Origin of the sequence: Microcoleus sp. bin38.metabat.b11b12b14.051 (assembly GCF_013299165.1) — a bacterium.
Lineage (GTDB): Bacteria > Cyanobacteriota > Cyanobacteriia > Cyanobacteriales > Microcoleaceae > Microcoleus.
Genome location: NZ_JAAFKD010000009.1, coordinates 59,679 through 81,873, shown reverse-complemented (window position 1 = coordinate 81,873; position 22,195 = coordinate 59,679). Strand labels below are relative to the sequence as shown.

Below are 22,195 nucleotides of genomic sequence, written 5' to 3'. Positions count from 1 at the left end.
TGTATTTTTAGCTAAACCTAAAGAGTACCTTTTTTTCTGTATTTTAGATTCAGATTCCACTCACGGGTTTTCTGAGTGCGCTCCGTCCCCATTGATAAAGCTGTCCGAAGTATTGTAAATCGAAAATCCCAAATCTAAAATCTAAAATCTAAAATCTGATGATTTCCCCCAATATCCCAAATCTCTTGACAACTATCTTACCTGCTGCATTGTTGTTGCTACAATTACCCGCCTCCGCTCTTTTAATGTCGCGGTTAATTAAAGGCCCATCCCGCATCCCGCCCCTAGAACCGGATTCGCCGACACTGGATATGCTGGGTGCTTGTACGGCGGTGGTGCCGACATTGAACGAAGCAGAGAGAATTGCACCTTGTTTAGAAGGATTGAGCCACCAAAGTTACGAGCTCCGAGAAGTAATTGTAGTTGACAGCTATTCGGTAGATGGAACCGGAGATTTAGTTAAAGCGGAGGCCGAAAAAGACCCCCGGTTTCGCTTGATTAACGACGATCCGCTACCGGCGGGTTGGGTGGGGCGTCCGTGGGCGCTGAATTGGGGTTTTTTAGCAAGTTCCGAGAAATGCGAGTGGATTTTGGGGATAGATGCGGATACTCAGCCTCATCCGGGCTTGATCGCGAGTTTGCTCAAAACTGCTGTTGCTGGAAATTACGATCTGATTTCGCTATCGCCGCAGTTTATCCTTAAGTATCCGGGGGAGTTGTGGCTGCAACCTGCGCTGTTAATGACTTTGGTGTATCGGTTCGGCCCGACGGGAACGGGCGGAGATGTGCCGGAACGAGTGATGGCGAACGGTCAGTGTTTCTTGTGTAAGCGCGAGGTTTTGGTGGCTTTAGGGGGCTATGAAGTCGCAAAAGGTTCTTTTTGCGATGATGTGACTCTGGCTCGCTATGCTGCTGCTAAGGGCTTTAAGGTGGGTTTTTTGGATGGGGCTAAGGTGTTGAAGGTGCGGATGTATGAGGGGGCGATCGAGACTTGGAACGAGTGGGGACGATCGCTCGATTTGAAAGATGCTGCTACTGGCGGTCAAATTTGGGGCGATTTGTGGCTGTTATTCGCGGTTCAAGGTTTGCCGGTGCCGATCGTCCTGTGGTATTTGTTATCGGGTTCTGTCCCTGCGGTTGGTGTGTTTCCGCAGTTTTGGCTGTGGGGATTGAACGTGTTTTTGATTGCAGTGCGATCGGCTTTGTGTTTTGCGATCGCTCCAAGTTACGATCGTACTCAGGCATCGGGTAAATGGCTGTTTTGGCTGTCACCTTTAGCCGATCCGCTGGCGTTTTTGCGAATTCTGATTTCTGCGTTTAATCAGCCGACTCAGTGGCGCGGCCGCCAATATAGTTAGTGACAAACCCGAAACAACTCGGCGGTTGGAAACCGCGTCTATACAAACGATGTCCGCCTCCGCGGACTAAAGAGTAAAGATTCGTAGGGTGTGTCGCCATCGATTTAACTCAAAAAAATACGAAAAATCTAGGTAGCGACGCACCAGCACGCGCAATAATATTTGAGGAAACAAACTCAACGAAGAGTATTGTAGCCAGAATTTTTGAAATTGGTATTACTTGCGCTACGATCCAGATCCACACACCTCACTTAATTGAGAAAAGCTAGTATGAATCACGGTAAATTTTCTGGGACAAAAGCTCATAAATGTATACTTCCTAAAACAATTTCAACGGAACCAATTATTCTCGAAAATATCACAGAATTGAGTTGTCAAAAACTCGACTTAATAGAACGCAATCACCCCGCATACGAAATAGTCATCTCTGAAGTTTTAAAAGATGCCTTTGATTCCGAATCATCAAATCGCATTAAAAAAGGAGAAGTCCATGACTGGCTCAACTCCCTTCTCGATTGAAACTTCAGACAATTTCAAGCGTTTGAGACTAATGTACTTAGTTAACGCAGGGAGCATCTCTTTTTTGCAAAAAGGATGTTTCTTTACAGTGCTGTCCCCGCTCGCGTGCTATATACAGCGAGCGGAGACAGCACTGTATACAGCAAAACAGAGATGCACCCGTTAACGCAACTACTTGCATTATTAAACTCGTTTGGATTTACAGTCACGAACAGTTTTCTAAACGTCCTGCTGATGCAGATTTAAAGAGTGTTATCAGAGACATATTAGATTTTTGAATTCACAAAAATCACAAGACTTCGGAGACTTTTATTGCTGAGCCAGAGATAGCTAGAAACCCGGTTTCTACGAGTTTTACATTTGTTGACGATAAATCTACAAAGAAACCGGGTTTCTGAGGTGACGAATCCCCCACAGATCGCGATTGGCGATCGGGCTAAGTTCTCCCCTTTTTATGCCTTCAGCAAAGCTTTAGAGGCTGATTGGCCTGCGATGCGGAGTTGCCGCCTCAATTGCAGGTTTAGTAACACCCACACAGTCCACTGTCCGAGGATTGAGAGCAAAATGTCAGATACGCTCTCCGGGCCCGATCTTCCAAAGATGGGAAATACTAAAGACAGCCACATTAAAGGAGCTTTATCTGCGGTAAGTCCTAGCATAGATAAAATGATTGGTGGCAAAAAGAGCAAACCTCCAATTGTACAAACTGCCCAAACTTGCTGGTTTCGGCTTTTTGTAAACATCAATAGCTGGGTAACTGCGGCGTAAATCAGAATGAAATTTACAAACAAAATCATGCAGACAAAAGCCTTAGATGTCAACAATATCCAAGGTATTAAAATCAGTGTTGAAGTCAGGAGATTGATAGCCATCGCAACTGGTGCCGGACTCTTTTCGCTCCAAATCAAATCTAGAATCGGGTATCTGCGCCACAACTTCTGACTGCTGGGAACTATTTGTCGGCGATACCTCGCCCAATCATACAACGCTTGTCTTTCAGGCGTTAAAGCCGCAATTAAAGCTAAAAATACCATCAAATTGGGAATCCATAAAAAGGCGATACCGTCCAGCGAGTATGGACTTGATTGAAGCGCAAATCCTAAAATAATTGACTGATAGCAAATTACCAGCAAATAACTTTGCTTCTTGCTCAAAACAGTGGAAGTAGGGTTGGGAAAGCGGCGTTGCCATCCCTGCCACATCCAGTAGGCTGCGACTGCACAAACCAAGAAAGATAAGCCTGTACAAGACACAATATTTTTGCCGATCGCCAAATGAAACCATTCCATGCGAGCGAAATCTCTAACTAACCAATCAACGCTAGAATAGGGTGAGTCAACTACTTGACTAATTACTTGTTTCAGGACAGCAGCCGGAGACATAAATACGAGCAAATCAGCAGCATTGCCGACTGCTGGCACATTAAAAGCTGTGGCGATAAAACCCAAAACCGCAGCGCTAGCTAACCAAGGTTGAAACCCTCCCAACCAACTGGTTGTTAAGCCAAATAGCATCGCGCCGCTGTAAAATAAAGCACAGCTAACTACCATTGCTATGTCGAAACATAAAATATGGTGCAGAGGTATTTGAGCGGCTAGTCCGCTGTAAATGTGCAGCGGTAAAGCTAGAATAGCTGCGAGATAAATTAAAATTGGGACGCCGAGAATTTTGCCGAGAAAAATTGTGGTAGCAGATTGGGGACTGAGGCGAATAAAGTTGAGCGTGCCCCGGCGTTCCTCTTTGTCTAAGTCGCCCACAAGCAGATAGGTTCCTGCTACTAAAAGTGCGATCGCACTAAATATGCTCAGGAAAACAAATATTTCTAGCCACCAAGACGGCCAGTGAATCATAAAATTTCCTGCCGCATCTTGGATACACTTGATTCCATTACCTCTGGTCTTACCATTAAATCCAGTGCAGAATCTGTGATAAATGGGGGAACTGGGCTTATAGCCAAGAGGGACAACGGGTATCTGGGCACTCAAAGATAAAAACAGTACCAGTTGACTGCTAAGGGAAATGGCGCTGGCGATCGCGATATTGCCCATTTTCAGGCGGCCTTTGAGTTCTCGAAATAACTGGGAGTTCCAGTTACCGATTGTATCTAGTATGTTTGTGTTCATAGGTAATCGTTTTGAGTCGTGAGTGAAAAATTAGAAACGGGGAGATTTATTTAATAGTCTTGGACGCATTTAGACCAAAGAAACCGGGTTTTTTGCTGAATCTCGTGGCTCCGATGAAAGATTTTGGAAAAAACCCGGTTTCTGACCACCCGTGCGTCCAAGACTATTTAAGATGCTTGTTTGTGTCCCATCTTGAGGAAGATGGTTTCTAGGTCTTCTTGAGTGCAGTGGAATTCTGTAATCGGAATGTTAGCATTGACGAGCGATCGCAATAAATTCGCTGCATCTTCCCGGCTTCCTGAAAAATGAACGCACACCTGCTGAGTTTCGGGCAAAATTTCCCAACTTTCTACCCAAGGAAAGTTCTTGAGTTCAGATGTCAGGGCTTCTAGATTACCCAAAGTTGACAGGAAAATCTGTTGTTTTCCGAGGCGTTTGTAAAGTTCTTGCAAAGGGGCGCTTTCCACAAGATAGCCCAATTCCATAATGCCTACCCAGGTGCAAAGTTCAGCTAAATCGCTGAGAACGTGGGATGATATGACTACGGTCATGCCGGCTTGTTGCAAGGCTTTGATGATTTCGCGGAATTGCGATCGCGCGATCGGATCTAAACCGGAAACTGGTTCGTCTAATAGCAGCAACAGCGGTTCGTGAATAATAGTGCGTCCCAAACTCAGACGCTGTTTCATCCCCCGCGACAGAGTGGAAATTAAGCTGTTGCGCTTGTTTGTTAATTGCACGAGTTCTAAAACTGCATGAATGCGTTCTCGGCGGCGGGGTTGCCGCAAGTTGTAGAGTCTGGCAAAGTAATCTAAATAATCCCACACAGTCAAGTCATCGTACAGGGGAAAGTCGTCGGGAAGATAGCCGATGTGCTGTTTGAGAGTGGGATTAGATCGATCGCGCAACAAGGGACAGCCATTGATATAAATCTCCCCTGTAGTCGGTTCTTCAGCGGATGCTAACATTCGCAGCAACGTAGTTTTGCCGGCACCGTTGGGGCCGATGAGCCCGCAGATTTCGCCTGCGCCGACTTGCAAATCGATGTCATTGACTGCAATATGGCGATCGAATTGTTTGGTAAGTCCGCGAGTGTCTATTGCTAATTCTTTTGCCATAATTAAAAGGCGAGTAAAATTGGCTATGGTGTATCTCTAGCTTGGAAGTTGATACTTGCAGCTAGCTTAGCTTTTTAATACAGCAGTTGTCATCGGTATTTCGGAAAATGAAGTGTTAAATCTTAAAAAGATTGGGTGCATCTCACTTTTGAAGAGGGCGAAGCATGACCGCATATAAGTTATTAGTTACAATCCCATATTGACTGCGGTCATGCTTCGCCCCTACAAACATATTTGCCAAGGTGAGATGCACCCCAAGAATTGCGATTTCTGTTGTTAAATAAGGTTGTTTGGCAATGTGATTGACTTAAGATCTTTTGACGATTTTCCGAACTCTTTTCGTTCAACCATATTGCGGTAAAAGCGTGTAATTAGATGAGTGCAAAAAAACATAAGTTGTCATTGAGAGCGAAACGAAGTGAAGCGAAGCACTTCGCTTGTGGCTGCGATTACTTTACCTTTTGTTACATACTTTGGTTTATTTGCACCTACCTACTTATCGGCGAATAATTTATCAAAATATCGACTGTATCAATACAAAACCCGCCCTCTTAAGTCAACCATCTTGGGTTATTTGGTAATTCCTCAACTAGACAAGTGCCATAACAGTTAAGGCTACTAAGCAGCTAAACTGAATCCCTAAACTCAATACCCTAAACATGGGATTGAGATTGGCGATATGAATCATTGAATGCAGCAGCCGAAATACGATGTAGGTGACAATCAGCGCATCTACGGCTGTTCCAGAGACACCTCTAACTGTTAGCAAAAAAACAACTCCCAAATACAAAGGCAGGTTTTCTATTAAGTTGGATTGTACTCGATATAGTCGCCAGAATAAGTTTTCATCGTTTTGTGGTGTGCCGAAATCTTTGGGAGATCCGCCTTTAGATAGATGCCGAAGCCTGAATGCGATCAGCGAGACGACAATTGCGATCGTCCACAGGATGAAAATTACTAAACCCCAGAGAGGAAAAGTCATATTTGTCGGTTGAATTTGCACGATCTTTCTACCTGGCGAAACTGCTGCTAACACTTTAGAAAATTTACCAGCCAGGAATCTAGGAGAAAATTGCGGAATTTTAGTAAATTATTGCCTTCGCCTTGCACTTATTTCAGCAACGGCAGGATCTCGTCACACCAAGCTAGCCAGCCTGTTTCGTAGTGAATTCCGCGCAGTAACGTCATGTACTGAAATTTGAGGCTGTTTGACAATTTTTGGGGATTTGTGCATTCCTGGCCTTTAATTTGTTGATAAATCATTAATCGCTGCTGATGTTGCTGACGGTGGGCTTCGAGTTTTGCCACCATTATCTGAGGAGACACTAGATAGCCAGCATAGAGTTTGACGAGTAACTCATCCTTGATTGGTGCCATTTCCTCGGACTCAGCAATCCATTGACACAACTGCTGTTTACCCAATCCTGTCAGGGTATAGATACGTTTGTCGGGTCGATTTTCCTGCTGTACGGATTCGGCTTGTAGCCACTCCTTTTCTTCGAGGCGGTTCAATTCTCGGTAAATCTGCTGGAAGCTGGCGTTCCAAAAAAAACCAACTGACCCTTCCACAGAGGCATTGAAGCGCTTGGCTAGGTCGTAGCCACTGCTGGGGGCGCTGAGTAAGACTGACAGAATGGCATAGCTAAGAGACATAGGCTAGGGGTTGACATACTCACTAAGTTGAATATACACTAGGCTTACATACTAAATTTTATGAATAGTCGTAATATTGAATATGTAACTTCCAGGTAGCAAGATTGTCAAGGAGTCTGAAGATGGCAAATACAAACAGATATTCCATGTACGAGATCGATTTGCCCGATCGCCCGGAGGCCGTCGTGTTTGTCAACGGGATATTGACACGCGATCGCGCGGGGTTTTTCTGGATGTGGAAAAATCTGGTGTGGATCAGTAGTTCGACGGCGAAAGCTGAAGGCTGTGTGCAAATGAAAGCAGGAATTTGTGGGCCGAAGGAAGTAATTATGGTGAGTTACTGGCGTTCAGAAGCTGACCTAAAACAGTTTTTCCGAGGTGAAGCCCATCGGCGGATGATGCAGTTTGTGTTGAAAAATCCCGATAGCCTCTGTTTATATAATGAGACATACAAACCGTGGCAAAGTGGGAAATACAGCCATGAACCGCAAGGAATGGCAACGCTTTATCCGAGTTTTGCCAAATAAAAGAATTATCAGATTAACGAAGCTTGCCGAAGGTTTCAATCTTGCAGGAGTTGTTTCGGCGTCACCCCAACAATCCGCTTAAAATAGCGGGTTAAATGACTTTGATCGTAAAATCCTGCGGTGGCCGCAACTTCTGTGATACTGAGTTCGGTGTGCAGTAAAAGATACTTAGCTTTTTCAATCCGACGCTGCAAGATGTACTGATGAGGTGTGATGCCGAGACTATTTTTAAACAAACGTAAAAAGTGATACGGACTGATTTGGGCGATCGCAGCAAGCTCAATTAACTTTACTTCTCGATGAAGGTGTTCTGCGATATATTCCGTCACCTGTTGCAGCTTTGCTTTGGATAATCCACCCGCATAGCTTCTGGGCTGCGGTGGCGCGGTGCAATATTTTCGTAACAGGTGAAGGGCTAAAGTGGTTTTGAGACTGTCAACCAGCAAATAACCGCCAATTTTGGCTGATTCTAATTCGTCTCTCAAGGCAGCGATAATACCTTGGATCAGAGGATCTTGCTCAGTCATAAAATGAGGGATGAGTTCAATGCGATCGGGATCGACCAAATCTTGACCGACTTGTTTGAGCAGTGCTGGATCGATCGCCAGAATCGTAAACTGAGATAAAATATTCCAGCTACAGCGCTGGGAAACATTAGCAGGAATAATCCCAATGTCTCCCTCATTCCGCGCTTCTGTTTTCCTCTTACCATCCAACCAGCGATCGCCCGATCGCGATCCTGAGACGTAAAAACGCGGACAATGAGCAATAACGTGCCAAGTAGCTTGATGTTCGGGAGTCTCAAACTCTGGCTGTTGGTGCAGTTCAAAGTGGATATTTCCCCATCCCGAACTTTTGAGCAAAGCACGGTGAGGTAGCAGAAAATCTGATGTCGGTTCTCGGCTAAAATCAATTAGATTGACCTGCTGTTGCTCTGGTGTTCTCATCTTTAGCTAAACAGATTGAAGATACTTCTATTCTAGACAAGATTGCATAAGTCGCTTTTCTATCCTAAAATTATCTGCGTTTATCTGTGTTTATCTGCCCGACATCTGCGGTTGATGTATCGATCGAAGACTTAAAAGATGATTTTGCACGGGAAGGGTGCACCAAGTGCGATCGAGCAAATGTTCGATCGCGCTTGGGAGATTTTCCGGGTGCATCTCACTTTTGAAGAGGGCGAAGCATGACCGCATATAAGTTATTAGTTATAATCCCATATTGACTGCGGTCATGCTTCGCCCCTACAAACATATTTGCCTTCATTGAGATGCACCCGATTTTCGCATATAGCAATCCTAAATCATTATCCAGTCCGTTCATCAGTGTAATTCTTGTAGGGGCAACCCCCCGTGGTTGCCCTCTGTAGCTTACGCTGGGGGTAGGCCCGCACCATCCACTACCCCTACAGATATGTACAAATCATTTAGGATTGCTATATTGTTGCGATCGTCTAAAACTCAGAACAGACTCTTATCCGATTCCTCCAAGCTGTTTCAAAGCCGTGACTACAGCCTCCGCACGATTTTGTACTCCCAGCTTTGAGTATATATGTTCCAAATACTTTCTGACTGTACCAACGCTCAGGCTCAATGTTGCCGCAATTTCTGGATTAGTCTTACCTTGCGTCACCTCAAATAAAACTTCTGTTTCCCGCTTGGTCAACCCTAGAAATTCCAAAGATACGGATGATAGAGTCAAAAATTGCTGTTCTTCCAGCAATAATAGATATTTTTCCAGCGGTTGCTCAGTCACAAAGCGCACGATTAATTGTTTTCCTTCTTGTTCTAATTTAAGCGGTAAATGAGGTACAGGAATATCATCACTTGGTATTAACAGCGACAACTGGTATTTAACCCATCGCTGCAAATTATCTGGCAAGTTTTTGGTCGAACATTGTGAGTCTTGAAAATACTGTTTGAGCCACTGCCAAGCTCGTTGGCTCATAAACTGGACTTGCCCATCTCCGTTGAGCGAAATAATTCCCAATGTCTCTAAAGTATTGCGCTGTTGTACCCACTCTTGTTCTATCTGGGTAAACTGATTCATGTTTTGCTGGGCTTGTACTAAATGAGGGTGCAGTAAATTGAATAAAAAGCGATCGCGCTCAGTGAAAATCCGGTCTCCAAAAAGTGTGATCGCAATAATATCATCTTGTCCAGAGTAGAGCTTGCTAGCAGATTTAGCAGCCAAAGCCAGAGGTAGTGCAACTGCGATCAGATCCTTGATTCCTCTAGGCTGCATCAGCTTTCCATACAACCCTTCCAAACGATGCAGTTGCTGCTCGTTTAAGAAGTCTGAAACCTTATGTGCTCGATGGTCGCGAGTTCTGAGATAATTACCGACTAGAGGGTTTTCGTAAAAATGTTGGTGGGCTATTTGCTCAAAATTCTCTGTATCAAGGCGATCGAACCCAGGGGCGGGTTTGTAGTCGAGGGTGGTAGTCTTGTGGTTCTCAAAGGAGAGTGTGGTATGGGTGTAATCTACTGCGGAAATCACTTTTGAGACGATCGCCAGCAGATGAGATGAGAAATCCTCAACGCTACAAGTTTTGTAGAGTTCCAGCAGGCATCCAGAAAAATTGTGAAACTCATTCTGAGTTAAGTGTTGCATTTTCCCTGATAAATTAATGACCAATCATTCGGACTCGATCGACTAAGACGAGTTTCGAGGAGAAATAGATGCTTTTGTATCAGTTTCTTAACAATTGACTACGGCAAATGACGGGTTGAATCTGAACTTGAGATATGACAAGCTTTATAACAGTTGACAGTTGACAGTTGATAGTTGGCAGTTGATATCTTGTCTGGTCGATGACCATAAAAAACGGTTTGTAGTGCGGACTTGAGTCCGCAGATTGAGAGCGGACTGAAGTCCGCACTACGAACCAGTCTTACTGCGGTTTGTAGTGCGGACTTGAGTCCGCAGATTGAGAGCGGACTGAAGTCCGCACTACGAACCAGTCTTACTGCGGTTTGTAGTGCGGACTTGAGTCCGCAGATTGAGAGCGGACTGAAGTCCGCACTACGAACCAGTCTTACTGCGGTTTGTAGTGCGGACTTGAGTCCGCAGATTGAGAGCGGACTGAAGTCCGCACTACGAACCAGTCTTACTGCGGTTTGTAGTGCGGACTTGAGTCCGCAGATTGAGAGCGGACTGAAGTCCGCACTACGAACCAGTCTTACTGCGGTTTGTAGTGCGGACTTGAGTCCGCAGATTGAGAGCGGACTGAAGTCCGCACTACGAACCAGTCTTACTGCGGTTAAATCAAACTACGGATGTAATAACAAGTCTCTGTTCAAGTTGGAATAGTTGAAATAGTTAAGATATGACTAAAATGCCGCAAAAGCGCAAGCGCCGAGGCGTGATTCTTTCAGATTGGGGTTTGCAGCGTCTCCAGAATACCCAAGAACAATTAGCTATTACTGAAAATGGTGGTTATGCTTACACATTAGAGCGATTAAGCGATTTGACAGGGCTAAGTGCTCGATCGATCGGACGGCTGCGAAGTGGCAAAGCAGCGGTCGATCGCCAAACCCTAGAAGAGCTATTTCGCGCCTTTAACCTCACTATAACCGAGCAAGACTACATCCAGCCAGAGCCAACAGCGCCAGAACGTCAGCCCGTAAAGTCGATCGCCCAAAATTGGGGAGAAGCCATAGATGTTTCCCGCTTTTACGGGCGTACCGCAGAACTTACCACCCTCACCCAATGGATTCTGCAAGATAATTGTCGGTTGGTGGGTATTTTTGGGATTGGTGGCATCGGCAAAACGACTTTATCTGTCAAACTGGCCCAACAGCTACAAAACCAATTTACCTACGTCATTTGGCGAAGTCTCCGCAATGTCCCGCCTCCGGAAATTTTGATAGCAGAATTAGTCTCATTCCTCTCAGGACAACAGGATACGAAAGCAGAAATTAGCAGCTTGATTCAGTGTCTGCGGAATCATCGCTGTCTGCTGGTGATGGATAATACCGAAAGCCTGTCACAACCTGGGAATCAGAGTGAACAATATCGTCCCGGCTATGAAGCTTACGGAGAAATGCTGCGCGCGGTGGCCGAAACTCCCCATCAAAGCTGTTTGGTGTTAACCAGCCGGGAAAAATGCGCTGGATTCGCTCAATTGGAAGCGGGCGACTTAGCAGTACAGGGATTGTCCTTGGGCGGTTCTCCAGAAACAGCAGCAGCATTGATTAAGGTGACGAAATTAACTGGATCGGAAAGTCAAAAACAGGATTTGTGCGATCGCTATCGATGCAATCCCCTAGCCTTAAAAATTGTTGCCACTACCATTCAAGACTTGTTTGATGGCAATATCGCTCTATTTTTAGAACAAGACATTACCATATTTGGTGACATTTCAGATTTAATTCAACAACAATACAATCGTCTTTCGAGTTTAGAGCATCAAGTCATGTGCTGGTTGGCGATCGATCGCGAATGGGTTTCCTTTGCCCAACTGCGAGCAGATTTGAATGCTGGCGTATCCCCAACACAGTTGATGGAAGCCCTGCAAAATTTGAAATGGCGATCGTTGATTGAAACTAACGCAGGTCACTTTACATTACAACCTGTGGTGATGGAATATGTCACGCAGACGCTGATCGATCGAGTTTGTGAGGAAATTGCAGACAGATCCTGCTCTGCCCCCTTGTCCCCAAATTCCCTGCTGCAAACCTATGCCCTGATGAAAGCACAGGACAAAGACTATATTCGAGACAGCCAAATACGCATCATTTTAACGCCGCTAGTCGCCCGGTTGCTAAACCAGTTAGGCTCAAAAAAAGACCTTGTTTATCAATTGCATCAAATTCTACATCGCCTGCAAACCGAGTGTCCCAATCGAAATGGATATGCGGGCGGTAACACGATCAATCTGTTACGCCACCTGGAAGTTGACCTCAGCAACTGCGACTTTTCCTATCTCAGTATTTGGCAAGCAGATTTTCAGGATGCGAATCTCGATCGAGTAAATTTCGCCCATTCTGACCTATCCAAATCCAGGTTTACCCAACCGTTAGGCGGTATTTTAAGAGTTGCTTTCAGCCCGGACAGTCAACTGCTGGCGATCGGAGATAGCAACAATATAGTATCAGTTTGGCAGGTTGCTGACGGACAATGCAGAGGGATATTTAGAGAGCATTTTGGTTGGATTTGGGCAATTACTTGGAGTCCAGACAGTCAAATCCTAGCCAGTGCAGGTGAAGATCGCAGCATCAGGCTTTGGGATATTGAATCTGGCAATTGTTTGGTAATTTTGGAAGGACATCAAGCTACCATCAGAACCTTGGCATGGCAGCCCAACGGACATCTGCTTGCTGCTGGGGACGATCGCGAAATTCGACTCTGGGATACTCGTACCCAAGAATGTATCAAAATCTTCCAAGGACATAGCAATCGGATTTCGTCTGTTGCTTGGAGTCCCGACGGTCAAATCCTCGGCAATGCCTCCTTGGATCGAACCATTCGACTCTGGGATATCCACAGCGGTGAGTGCCTCAATATCTTATCTGGACATACCAGTGAAATTTGGTCTATTGCTTGGAGTTCCGATGGAGAACTACTCGCCACAGGTAGCGAAGATGGCAGTGTAAAGATTTGGAATGCCGATCGCGGTCAATGTCTCAAAACCTTGCAAAGATATGATTCCCGTGTATTCTCAGTTGCTTGGAGTCCCGATAGCAAAATGCTGGCCACTGCCAGTGGAGGCGATAACATCACAATCTGGGATGCAGAAATCGGTCAATGTTTGCAAACCTTAGAGGCACACACCAATTCGATTTGGGCTGTGACTGTGGCTTGGAGTGCCAACGGGAAAACGATCGCCAGCGGTTCCCACGACCAAACCGTGCGACTGTGGGAAGTATGCGGCGATCGATCGAGTGATTGCCGCAGTTTCAAAACCTTCCAGGGATACAGCAATTCGATGTTTGCAGCCGCCTGGAGTCCCGATGGGCGCACCCTTGCCAGTAGCAGTGCCGACAGTCGGATTCGGTTGTGGAATCCCGATACAGGATTGTGTTTGAAAATGTTGCAGGGGCATCGCAATTGGATTTGGAGTTTAGCTTGGAGTCCCGATGGCAGTATCCTCACCAGTGGTTCGGATGACTGCGATATCAGGCTTTGGAATCCCAGCAACGGCGAATGCTTGACAACTCTGCAAGGTCATGAAGCTTGGGTATGGGCTGTCGCTTGGAGTCCTAACAGTCAAATTCTCGCCAGTGCAGCGGGCGACTTGAAGATTCGGTTGTGGGATATTCAACAGCGGAAATGCCTGCAAATCTTGGAGGGACATAGCAATTGGGTTACGAGTGTAGCCTGGAGTCCCGATGGTAAAACCCTTGCCAGTGGTAGTCACGATCGAACTATTCGACTCTGGGATAGCAGCAGTGGCGAATGCTTAAATATCTTGCACGGAGATAACAACTGGGTGGAATCGGTAGCTTGGAGTCCTGATGGCAAAACTGTTGTCACTGGTTCGCAGAATGGAAGCATCCGACTCTGGGATAGCAAAACTGGTAAGTGTCTGAAAATTTTGCAGGGACACAGCAATAGGGTAAGGGCGGTGGTGTGGAGTCCCGACGGTGAAATGCTGGCTAGTTGTTCGCACGATCGAACTATTCGACTGTGGGATGCGCGCACGGGAGAATGTTTGAACATTTTGGAGGGCCACACAAGTCAAGTTTGGTCAGTTAGTTGGCGTCCTGTTGTCTGGAATGGGACAGAAAATCGCGACTTGGTTCTGGCAAGCAGCAGTGCCGATGAGACGATTAAGCTTTGGGATGTCAACACAGGTGAATGTTTGAGAACTCTCAGAGCCGATCGCCCCTATGAAGGTATGAATATTACCGGAGTTACGGGCATTACACAAGCTCAGGAAGCCACATTGGAGGTCTTGGGGGCGATCGTAAACAGTTGACAGTTGTAGGGGAGAAGCATTCGGGCGATTATTTTTGAAATAAATTCAATTAGATTTGTATCCTAATGCTTTGCCCCGATTATTACGACGCAACCGATCCAATCGGACAAAGTGATTCTGTCCGGTCAAGAGTACCATCTTGTTATTGGCAATTAAAATCCTTGAACCGAGATGAGATTGTTTTGAACCTGGGCCGGTGTTACACTGTCAACAAAACCTAATATATCCCCGGAATTTTTAACCTTAATTAAAGTTCCTTTAGTGACAATTGGCCCAGGATTTAGTGGAGATGCCTGAGTAATATTTTTTACAGCTTGTGACCCATCGAAGTCCAATACAATTGTCACATTTGTTAGGTTTTCCAGGACTACATCATTGGCAGTCAAACCTCCTGCTAATCCAATGCGATCGCCAGCTCCAAAATAAACAATCAAATCCATATTATTGATATCTGTAACTCCTGGCTCTGCTTGCAGGACATACAAGTTGCTGCCGATTTTAGGCCCAGAATTGTCATCATTAAAGCCCACTAAAAAGTCTCGCCCCAAACCTCCAATTAGAGTGTCATACCCATTACCGCTAACTAAGAAATCATTGCCTCTACCGCCCAATAAAATATCGTTTCCCCCAAAGCCATAAATCAAGTCTGCATCTTGTCCTCCGCTGAGATAGTCATTTCCAGCATCTCCACCTAGTAAGTCTTTCCCCCTGCCTCCGAATAAGGAATCGTTACCCAAGCTTCCCCTGAGAATGTCTTCTCCTTCATTGCCATACACCAAATTGTTAGCTGCTGAGCTGTTGACTGTATCGTCGCCTCCAAGCATCCAGACTCCCAAAGGGAAATTATTGGCATCTGCGCTAGATAGAAAAACTTGTTCGGATGTATTGTCGCCAATTAAGCGGCGCGGTTCGGATGGATCTGTTTGTAAAGCCACGATCTCTTCCCCCGATGAAAAGTTGTAATTGAAATCATGAAATCAATCTGTCATGACTGACAGAAAATGTCTAGGACAGTTTGCCACTTAAGCTGGTCACTTAATTTTGCTTGAAAAACAATCGATGACTGAAGACTGCAAGCCTTCCTCTCGAAGGGTTTGAGGTTTTTTGCTCGGCAGTCGCTCCAGCAATTCGGTCACTTATGCTGAAATCGGGAACGGGTTAATTGGCAGTTGTAAGTAGATGAGTGCAAAAAAACATAAGTTGTCATTGCGAGCGAAACGAAGTGAAGCGAAGCAATCGCAGCGGTTGCGATTCCTTTACCTTTTGTTACATACTTTGGTTTATTTGCACCTACCTACTTAGTCATTAAAAATATAGTCAAATCCGTAGAAATTCGACTCTGCGATGTCAACACAGGTGAAGGTTTGAGAACTCTCAGAGTCGATCGCCCCTATGAAGATAAGAATATTACCAGAGTCATGGGTATTATAGAAGGTCAGAAAGCCAGATTGGAGGTGTTGGGGGCGAATCGATTGTAGATTATAGATTTTAGATTGACTCCAGAATCGACAATCTAATCAGATTGTTAGCGCGGCAGTTGAAGACTTATTTATAGTTGCCACTCTGTGTTTTGCAACACCACACGATAACCGTCAATGTCCTCAAATGTCTTGCCGTTCTCATCCCAATACGGATTATAGGACTTGACGGCTTGATAACCGCGAGCTTCCATATTTAAGATAGTTTCTTCCCAACTTGATGTATCGGGAATATAGAAAACCAATAGACAGTCTTGGTTTGGAGCCTTACCGACTGTGTGGCCCCTATGGTGCGTGAACTCCAGATGATAAGCAGAGTTATGATGTCCCAACATAATCCCGTCAAAGCCGTTGTGATTTTCAAAGGAGTCAAGAACTTGCATCCCCAACCCATCACAATAAAAATTGGTAATTTCGACCAAATTATCTGTTGGCCGAGCAACACGCAATTTGTTCATACAGTCTTGCTCCTCTAGACAATGCGATCGCTTGATTTGATGATTGTATTCCTTCTGCGACACAAGGCGCGACCATGCCGCCCGCTGCGCGCTAACTTATAATTATACCGCAGTTGCGATCTAATACATTTTTTAAGTGCTATAGAACCCATTTGAGATCTATTCTGCGTAAATCTCAGAAACCGGGTTTCTATCGGTATTTCTCGTCATCCAACCCAAAAACTCGTAGAAACCCGGTTTCTTGCCCCGGGCGTAAATCTCAGAAACCGGGTTAATCTCGGTATTTCTCGTCACCCAACCCAAAAACTCAAAGATGTCAAATGGGTTCTATAGACCGCAAATATTTTTCAAACATCAAACCTGACTAGACCTCTTCTAAAAATAGGTAGGAACGGGCTCTTCGGCCCGTTCCACAAAAAGAATTATTTATGTGGAACGGGCCGAAGAGCCCGTTCCAAATTTAGATCGAAAGGACTTTTGCAAAATACCTACTATACCTGGGCTTTCTCCGGCTTGAGATTTTCCAGAACAAAATCGATTCATTGATGTTAATTTTTCAATCTCGGAGACACAAATAATCAGAAACCGGATTTGTTTACTAAAATCCTTGGTTGTAGTCCACAGATTAGGTAAAAAACCCGGTTTCTTTTCGCTGATTTGTCCAGGACTTTCCTAGCAAGGGCTAGGAGTCTTAAGGAACGAAGACGATATCAGAATCGGGGCGAAATCCACCCGGCACTTTGGCAAACTGTTGGTTGTTAAACGACAACGCACCACTGCTGTTGTTGTATTGGAATTGACTGACTGAAGACACTCCCATCCCACTGATAGAGATTTGAACTTTATCACCTTCGGAGTAATTAAAGTCTTGGATCAAATCAATGCCTTCGTAGGCTGGGCTGAAGTCGAAAATAAACTTATCTGCGCCTCCACCTCCATACAGTGTGTCATTCCCAGGTTCGCCATAAAGCTGATCGTTGCCATAGTCACCATTGAGGTAGTCATTACCGAAGGAACCAAGCAAGAGGTCGTTGTCATATCCACCGTAAAGGCTGTCGTTACCAGTCCAACCATCTAAGGTGTCGTTGCCGGCCTCACCGTAAAGTCGATCGGCAGAATCGGTACTATTAAATAAACCATTGCTACCGTTGATGTAATCATTACCTGCACCTCCCCAGACGGTATCCGCGCCTTCTTCGCCATAGAGGTAGTCATTATCCTCTTCACCGAAGATGAGGTCATTGCCGGAGTATCCCCACAAGGTATCATTTCCAGACCCTCCATACATCGTATCGTTGCCAGCCCCGCCAGAGGAAGAGTCGTTACCCGCTAAGGCATAGATAGTATCCGCCCCGTTAGTACCATCCAAATACGTATCGTCGAATGATGTACCGATAATTGGCTTTGCCATCGGAATTTCTCCTAAATTTTGAAGTTTGTTGGCTTATTTTCTCTGGTTCTAAAAGTTAAGAACCTATGTGAGAATTGCGAATTAGATTCACAAGCGCTATTTGTGCGATCGAGCAGATATAAGGTGTAGCGATAGATTAAGGTTGTACCCAACATATGTTGTGATTTTGAGTGAAATGGAAATTAGCAAAATAGGAAGTACCACATTTTTGATCATGAGGTTAATTACCTGATTGAGCTAAATCTAACGCTGCACGCTTATATATCTACTTTGTCTTGACTGACAGCCAACGTCCAGGACATTTAGACACTTAAGCTAGCCACTTAAGCGGAAGTCAAAAAAAAACTGAGTAATTAAGGTTTAAATATAGATATTGCAAAGGCTTGAGATTTTTCTAAAATGATGATATTCAGTGATTCAGTCAGTATTTGTAGGGTGCGTCGCTGTGAAAAATCCCTAAATTCTATGAAAAATCTCATAGCGACGCACCAAGCGACAATTTCAATAATCCCTAATTTGTACGGGTGCGTCGCTGTGAAAAATCCCTGAATTCTCTCGAAAATTTCATAGCGACGCACCAAGCGACAATTTCAACAATCCCTAAATATAGGAGATTCCACATTATGAAGTACGGCTGATAGATTAATTATAGGAAACAGCAATGCCGTGTCCATACCTCTGCTTGATATGTATTTCACTTACCTGAAATTGGCTGTATCTATGGGTGTAGCCATCGAATTTAAAAATGCTATAATTCTTATTTTCACAAGAATTATAGCATTTTAAAAGTTTCCCGCCGTGGAAATTTTAGATTAAATTCATATCTTGCACTTCTATCACAAATAAACTTTTTTGCCTGTTCTACAAAGAGTTAATTCTATTGTATGCAGACATTTTTTTCGCCCGTACATGGCTAATCTAAAATGGTGCAAAATACATCAGAGTTACCCACGGATGGAGAGAAACCGGGTTTCTTACAAACATCCTTCTGTGTAGTCCACAGATTAGGTAAAAACCCGGTTTCTTTGTCGCATGGGTTGCCAGACATGACTGATTTAAACGGACTTGAACTCAGATAGAACTCAATTCAGCCTCATGGTAATAGAACAATATCTCGCGATACTAAGAAGTCTGCTGGCTTATTCTCAAGAGTTGCAAACTGAACTTGACCGAACAATAAAGCACCAGTAGTCTTGTTATAGCTGAATTGGTCGAGAGAAGTAGCGCCAAAACTTCGGTGAATTTCAATTTTGTCAACTTCACTCTTCTGGAAGTCTTTGATGGTGTCAATGCCTGTGGGAGCAAAATAGAATCTGAATCCATCTGCGCCTGCACCGCCCCAAAGAATGTTATTGCCGGCAGGATCGATATCGCCACCACCAACTAAGACATCATTACCATTACCGCCATAGAGGATGTCGTCGCCACCACCACCGGAAAGTTGGTCATTATCATCGTTACCGTAGAGGATATCGTTACCTTTCATGCCTTGTAGGTTGTCATTTCCAGCATCACCTAAAAGCGTGTCATATCCATCACCACCAAGAATGATATCTTTGCCACCTCTACCATTGATTAGATCGTCTCCACTCTCACCTTTGATGAAGTTCTTGCCGGCGTTACCCAGAATATAATTATTCAAGTCATTACCGGTGCCATCGATATCAGCAGTATCACTTAAGGTCAGGTTTTCGACGTTTGCACCCAAGGTATAGCTGATAGTGGAAGTGACTACGGTATCAATGCCTTCACCTGGTTTTTCGGTAACTAAATCACCAACATTATCAACAAGGAATTGGTCATTACCTGTACCACCAAACATTTCGTCGGCGCCAGCACCACCATAAAGTTGGTCGTCTCCGGTACCACCATAGATTTGGTCATCTCCATCGCCACCATTTAGGAAGTCGTTACCGCCTGCACCAAATAAGTAATCGCGATCGCCCAAACCATACATCGAGTTGTTGGCATCGTTGCCTACCATAGCATTGTGCGCGTTGTTGCCCGTGCCGTCAATAGCAGCGGTTCCTTTCAAAAACAGGTCTTCGACATTGGCTCCCAAGGTGTAGCTTACAGTGGATTCTACTCGATCGATACCTTCGGCAGTGTTCTCCACAACTACGTCAGCAATATTATCGACAAAGTAGCCGTCATTACCGCTACCACCATACATTTTGTCTGCACCAGAACCACCATCAAGCTCATCGTCTCCATCTTTACCGTAGAGTGTGTCGTTCCCTGCTAACCCTGTGAGGGTATCGTTGTCAGGCGTGCCATTTAGTAAGTCGTTATTAGGAGTACCTGGAATGTTAGCCATCTTAATTTTCTCCAAAAACAATGATCAATTTGTCTGAACTGCATCGGGCGATAGCAAGCGCCACGATCGGTTAATAACTTATCTGCAATTTGTGAATTAGACTGGCAATTTGCAGATGTCAGGTGCGGCGATAGGTGTCGCACTCAAAACTTGGCTGTGAATTTGAGTGAAATGTAAATTAGAACAAGAGGAAATACCGCAATCCTTAAACTGCATACTCTTGATTTCCTGATTTGTTGAAATCTAACGCTGCACGCTGATATATCAACTTTGTCCTGATTGACAGCTAACGTCCAGGACAGTTAGACAGTTAAGCTAGCCACTTAAAAACTGTTGCACAAACAACAGAAGTTATTAGCTTAAAAGTATGTTTTGCAAGGTTTTGAAGTTCGAGCGAGATAATTGCAGTCAATGATTTAGTCAGTTATTCTGTAATTTGCAACCACAAAAAGTACCGAATGGCTACGGTGCATCTCAATGAATGCAAATCTCTGAAAAAAGGGCTAAAATGAAAAGACCCGTAATACTAAACTTGAAAAATGCTTGCTACAATACAAATTTGGGGCGTAGTGAACGTGCGGGTTGTTTTCTCAAATATTGTCGGTGCGTCGCTATAAGATTTTTGAGCTGTTTTGGGTACGATCGATGGCGACACACCCTACAGATACGGGTTTGAATAAATCTGGTTAATGGGTAAAAATAACAACTTAAACACCTCCTATAGTCTTTTTTCCTATAAGCTGAGAGGTAAAACGAGGCAGAGCCTCAAGATATACGTTACCAGGCAGAGCCTGGTAACGAGGAACAATAATCAGGTCAAAAATGACACCATAAGACTAAGAATAGTTAAAAAGGTATAAGCTAATTTAGGATTAAAATTTAGGGCTGATGTACAAGTTTGCGGCGGCTGCGGAGGATGAATTAGTTGTGTTTGGTGCGGCAAAACCGGGATACGGCGATCGCGAAGTTGTTGGCTGGATTGATTTTATGCGGCGACAGAAGATCGATCGAGTTTGTTGCTTGCTTCCGGAGACACAACTTATCGGCTATGGTGACTTGCTGGGAAGCTATCGAACAGTATTCGGGTACGATCGCGTTTGTTGGGCTCCGATCGCAGATTTTGAATTAGCTGATCGCTCGATTTTAGTCGATCGCATCTTACCATTTTTGGCATCTGCAAGTCGATCGGGCGATCGGGTGGTAGTTCACTGTGGCGGTGGGATTGGGCGCACGGGACAGGTTTTGGCTGCTTGGTTGGTTAGCGGGCGGGGATTTTCTAACGAAAAGGCGATCGCGGCTGTCAAAAAAACTGGGAGAAATCCCTATGAAGCTGCGATCGCTGCTGTTTTTAAAGGTCGAAATCCGTGGAAAGTTGCTAAAGAACTTGATACTTTATTAGATGATTGTCGTTGTAGTTGCAGATCGATCGCCCTAAATCCCAAGGACTAAATCCCAAAAACTAATGACGAATGACTAATGACGAATGACTGCTGTTACGACTTCCGCGAAGGGAACCGGCGCATCAAGCTGCAACCAGTGACTGGTTTCTGGTATGACGGTGGTGAGAATTTGGGGGCGGAGTAGGTGGAGGCTGAAAGGCCAGGAGTTGGACGGCGCGAGGATTGCTGAGATTTGAGTGCCCGGAGTTGCTAGATAGCGATCGATCGCACCGACTGCATTGTAAGCAAACATACCTTTGTACATACCGATTAGGCGATCGCGCGGCGTGGCCCCGAGACGTGCGATCGTGGTTTCGCGCGTCGCAGGAGTACCGCCTTCCAACGCTTGGGCGAATTTTTCCTCTGCTGCTGCGCGGTAGTTATCGCCCGCCAAGGCTGCGAGGAAGGGAACCATCTGTTCCTCGTATACGGAGGGCGGCAGGTAGTTAAAGTCACCGGGAGGATCGGCGAGGATGACCTGCGCTACCCGCGTTGGTGCTGCCGCTGCGGTGGCGAGGACGACAAGGGCGCCGAAGCTGTGCCCGACAAGGGCTACTTGCGGGATATTCAGCGCGTCGAGGACGGCGAGGATGTCGGCGGCGCAGCTATCGGGGGTGTAATCGCCGTCTGCGGGCGGATCGGATGCGCCGTGGCCCCGGAGGTCGATCGCCAGAATGCGCTGGTTTTGACCGAGATTGGCGCGCAAAAGTGCGATCGTCTCATCCCAGACTCCGAGGTGATATGCCATACCATGTACCAGGAGGAGGGGAATAGTTGGTGATTCTGCGCTGCTTACCGCGCCCGTGTCGGTGAAATTGAGCCGCCCCGCTGGGCCGGTGACAGTTGCATTGTGCATAAAATATCTGGACTTT

Annotated in this window: 17 protein-coding genes; 5 read left to right on the top strand and 12 right to left on the bottom strand. The window is 45.3% G+C overall.

Annotation, left to right across the window (positions count from 1 at the left end; genetic code table 11):
- The first annotated feature begins 158 nt into the window (after window positions 1-158).
- Window positions 159-1,358: a 2'-O-glycosyltransferase CruG gene (gene cruG, locus QZW47_RS12095; RefSeq protein ID WP_293127469.1), complete on the top strand. Its 1,200-nt coding sequence runs from the start codon at window positions 159-161 to the stop codon at window positions 1,356-1,358.
- A 270-nt stretch (window positions 1,359-1,628) separates the two neighbouring features.
- The gene (locus tag QZW47_RS12090) at window positions 1,629-1,877 is read left to right on the top strand and encodes a hypothetical protein (protein WP_293127467.1); all 249 of its coding nucleotides are present in this window, start codon (window positions 1,629-1,631) and stop codon (window positions 1,875-1,877) included.
- A gap of 452 nt (window positions 1,878-2,329) precedes the next feature.
- Here QZW47_RS12090 and QZW47_RS12085 read toward each other — a convergent pair whose 3' ends face one another.
- The 4 genes from QZW47_RS12085 to QZW47_RS12070 all read right to left on the bottom strand — a co-directional run bounded on the left by QZW47_RS12085 (window position 2,330) and on the right by QZW47_RS12070 (window position 6,771).
- Window positions 2,330-4,000 carry a hypothetical protein gene (locus QZW47_RS12085; RefSeq protein WP_293127465.1) on the bottom strand — a complete coding sequence of 557 codons (1,671 nt, stop codon included), beginning with the start codon at window positions 3,998-4,000 and terminating at the stop codon, window positions 2,330-2,332.
- A gap of 167 nt (window positions 4,001-4,167) precedes the next feature.
- Window positions 4,168-5,118 carry an ABC transporter ATP-binding protein gene (locus tag QZW47_RS12080; protein ID WP_293127463.1) on the bottom strand — a complete coding sequence of 317 codons (951 nt, stop codon included), beginning with the start codon at window positions 5,116-5,118 and terminating at the stop codon, window positions 4,168-4,170.
- Between the two features lie 589 nt (window positions 5,119-5,707).
- Window positions 5,708-6,154 (bottom strand): MAPEG family protein, encoded by a 447-nt coding sequence (locus QZW47_RS12075; protein WP_293127461.1) that lies wholly within the window; start codon window positions 6,152-6,154, stop codon window positions 5,708-5,710.
- A 74-nt stretch (window positions 6,155-6,228) separates the two neighbouring features.
- Window positions 6,229-6,771, bottom strand: a complete 543-nt coding sequence (locus QZW47_RS12070; RefSeq protein WP_293127459.1) for a PadR family transcriptional regulator — start codon at window positions 6,769-6,771, stop codon at window positions 6,229-6,231.
- Window positions 6,772-6,893: 122 nt separating this feature from the next.
- Between QZW47_RS12070 and QZW47_RS12065 the strand changes: the two genes are divergently transcribed.
- Entirely contained in the window at window positions 6,894-7,298 is a 405-nt protein-coding gene (locus QZW47_RS12065) for a DUF4188 domain-containing protein (RefSeq protein ID WP_293127457.1), read from the top strand.
- 35 nt (window positions 7,299-7,333) lie between these two features.
- Here QZW47_RS12065 and QZW47_RS12060 read toward each other — a convergent pair whose 3' ends face one another.
- Both QZW47_RS12060 and QZW47_RS12055 read right to left on the bottom strand, forming a co-directional pair.
- Window positions 7,334-8,245, bottom strand: coding sequence for an AraC family transcriptional regulator (locus QZW47_RS12060; protein WP_293127455.1), 912 nt, complete (start codon window positions 8,243-8,245; stop codon window positions 7,334-7,336).
- A 526-nt stretch (window positions 8,246-8,771) separates the two neighbouring features.
- Window positions 8,772-9,911 carry a helix-turn-helix transcriptional regulator gene (locus QZW47_RS12055; protein WP_293127453.1) on the bottom strand — a complete coding sequence of 380 codons (1,140 nt, stop codon included), beginning with the start codon at window positions 9,909-9,911 and terminating at the stop codon, window positions 8,772-8,774.
- Window positions 9,912-10,626: 715 nt separating this feature from the next.
- Between QZW47_RS12055 and QZW47_RS12050 the strand changes: the two genes are divergently transcribed.
- On the top strand, window positions 10,627-14,220 hold the full coding sequence (locus QZW47_RS12050; protein ID WP_293127451.1) for an NACHT domain-containing protein: 3,594 nt from the start codon (window positions 10,627-10,629) through the stop codon (window positions 14,218-14,220).
- A gap of 152 nt (window positions 14,221-14,372) precedes the next feature.
- Here QZW47_RS12050 and QZW47_RS12045 read toward each other — a convergent pair whose 3' ends face one another.
- From QZW47_RS12045 to QZW47_RS12025, 5 genes are all read right to left on the bottom strand, one after another.
- Window positions 14,373-15,155: a calcium-binding protein gene (locus QZW47_RS12045; protein ID WP_293127449.1), complete on the bottom strand. Its 783-nt coding sequence runs from the start codon at window positions 15,153-15,155 to the stop codon at window positions 14,373-14,375.
- A gap of 614 nt (window positions 15,156-15,769) precedes the next feature.
- Window positions 15,770-16,156 carry a VOC family protein gene (locus tag QZW47_RS12040; protein WP_293127447.1) on the bottom strand — a complete coding sequence of 129 codons (387 nt, stop codon included), beginning with the start codon at window positions 16,154-16,156 and terminating at the stop codon, window positions 15,770-15,772.
- Window positions 16,157-16,315: 159 nt separating this feature from the next.
- Window positions 16,316-16,450, bottom strand: coding sequence for a hypothetical protein (locus QZW47_RS12035; RefSeq protein WP_293127445.1), 135 nt, complete (start codon window positions 16,448-16,450; stop codon window positions 16,316-16,318).
- 397 nt (window positions 16,451-16,847) lie between these two features.
- Window positions 16,848-17,567, bottom strand: a complete 720-nt coding sequence (locus QZW47_RS12030) for a calcium-binding protein (protein ID WP_293127443.1) — start codon at window positions 17,565-17,567, stop codon at window positions 16,848-16,850.
- 1,093 nt (window positions 17,568-18,660) lie between these two features.
- Window positions 18,661-19,884 (bottom strand): calcium-binding protein, encoded by a 1,224-nt coding sequence (locus QZW47_RS12025; protein ID WP_293127441.1) that lies wholly within the window; start codon window positions 19,882-19,884, stop codon window positions 18,661-18,663.
- Between the two features lie 888 nt (window positions 19,885-20,772).
- On the opposite strand from QZW47_RS12025, the gene QZW47_RS12020 reads away from it, so the two are divergent.
- A complete protein-coding gene (locus QZW47_RS12020) occupies window positions 20,773-21,333 on the top strand; it encodes a dual specificity protein phosphatase family protein (RefSeq protein WP_293127439.1) in 561 nt (186 codons plus the stop codon).
- Window positions 21,334-21,357: 24 nt separating this feature from the next.
- On the opposite strand, the gene QZW47_RS12015 is transcribed toward QZW47_RS12020, so the two are convergent.
- Window positions 21,358-22,179, bottom strand: a complete 822-nt coding sequence (locus QZW47_RS12015) for an alpha/beta hydrolase (RefSeq protein WP_293127438.1) — start codon at window positions 22,177-22,179, stop codon at window positions 21,358-21,360.
- Window positions 22,180-22,195 lie beyond the last annotated feature (16 nt).

What these genes read in the sequence shown, in the direction of transcription:
- cruG (WP_293127469.1), top strand. Translation starts at nt 159, where the DNA reads ATGATTTCCCCCAATATCCCAAATCTCTTGACAACTATCTTACCTGCT.
- QZW47_RS12090 (WP_293127467.1), top strand. Translation starts at nt 1,629, where the DNA reads ATGAATCACGGTAAATTTTCTGGGACAAAAGCTCATAAATGTATACTT.
- QZW47_RS12085 (WP_293127465.1), bottom strand. Translation starts at nt 4,000, where the DNA reads ATGAACACAAACATACTAGATACAATCGGTAACTGGAACTCCCAGTTA.
- QZW47_RS12080 (WP_293127463.1), bottom strand. Translation starts at nt 5,118, where the DNA reads ATGGCAAAAGAATTAGCAATAGACACTCGCGGACTTACCAAACAATTC.
- QZW47_RS12070 (WP_293127459.1), bottom strand. Translation starts at nt 6,771, where the DNA reads ATGTCTCTTAGCTATGCCATTCTGTCAGTCTTACTCAGCGCCCCCAGC.
- QZW47_RS12065 (WP_293127457.1), top strand. Translation starts at nt 6,894, where the DNA reads ATGGCAAATACAAACAGATATTCCATGTACGAGATCGATTTGCCCGAT.
- QZW47_RS12060 (WP_293127455.1), bottom strand. Translation starts at nt 8,245, where the DNA reads ATGAGAACACCAGAGCAACAGCAGGTCAATCTAATTGATTTTAGCCGA.
- QZW47_RS12055 (WP_293127453.1), bottom strand. Translation starts at nt 9,911, where the DNA reads ATGCAACACTTAACTCAGAATGAGTTTCACAATTTTTCTGGATGCCTG.
- QZW47_RS12050 (WP_293127451.1), top strand. Translation starts at nt 10,627, where the DNA reads ATGACTAAAATGCCGCAAAAGCGCAAGCGCCGAGGCGTGATTCTTTCA.
- QZW47_RS12040 (WP_293127447.1), bottom strand. Translation starts at nt 16,156, where the DNA reads ATGAACAAATTGCGTGTTGCTCGGCCAACAGATAATTTGGTCGAAATT.
- QZW47_RS12030 (WP_293127443.1), bottom strand. Translation starts at nt 17,567, where the DNA reads ATGGCAAAGCCAATTATCGGTACATCATTCGACGATACGTATTTGGAT.
- QZW47_RS12025 (WP_293127441.1), bottom strand. Translation starts at nt 19,884, where the DNA reads ATGGCTAACATTCCAGGTACTCCTAATAACGACTTACTAAATGGCACG.
- QZW47_RS12020 (WP_293127439.1), top strand. Translation starts at nt 20,773, where the DNA reads ATGTACAAGTTTGCGGCGGCTGCGGAGGATGAATTAGTTGTGTTTGGT.
- QZW47_RS12015 (WP_293127438.1), bottom strand. Translation starts at nt 22,179, where the DNA reads ATGCACAATGCAACTGTCACCGGCCCAGCGGGGCGGCTCAATTTCACC.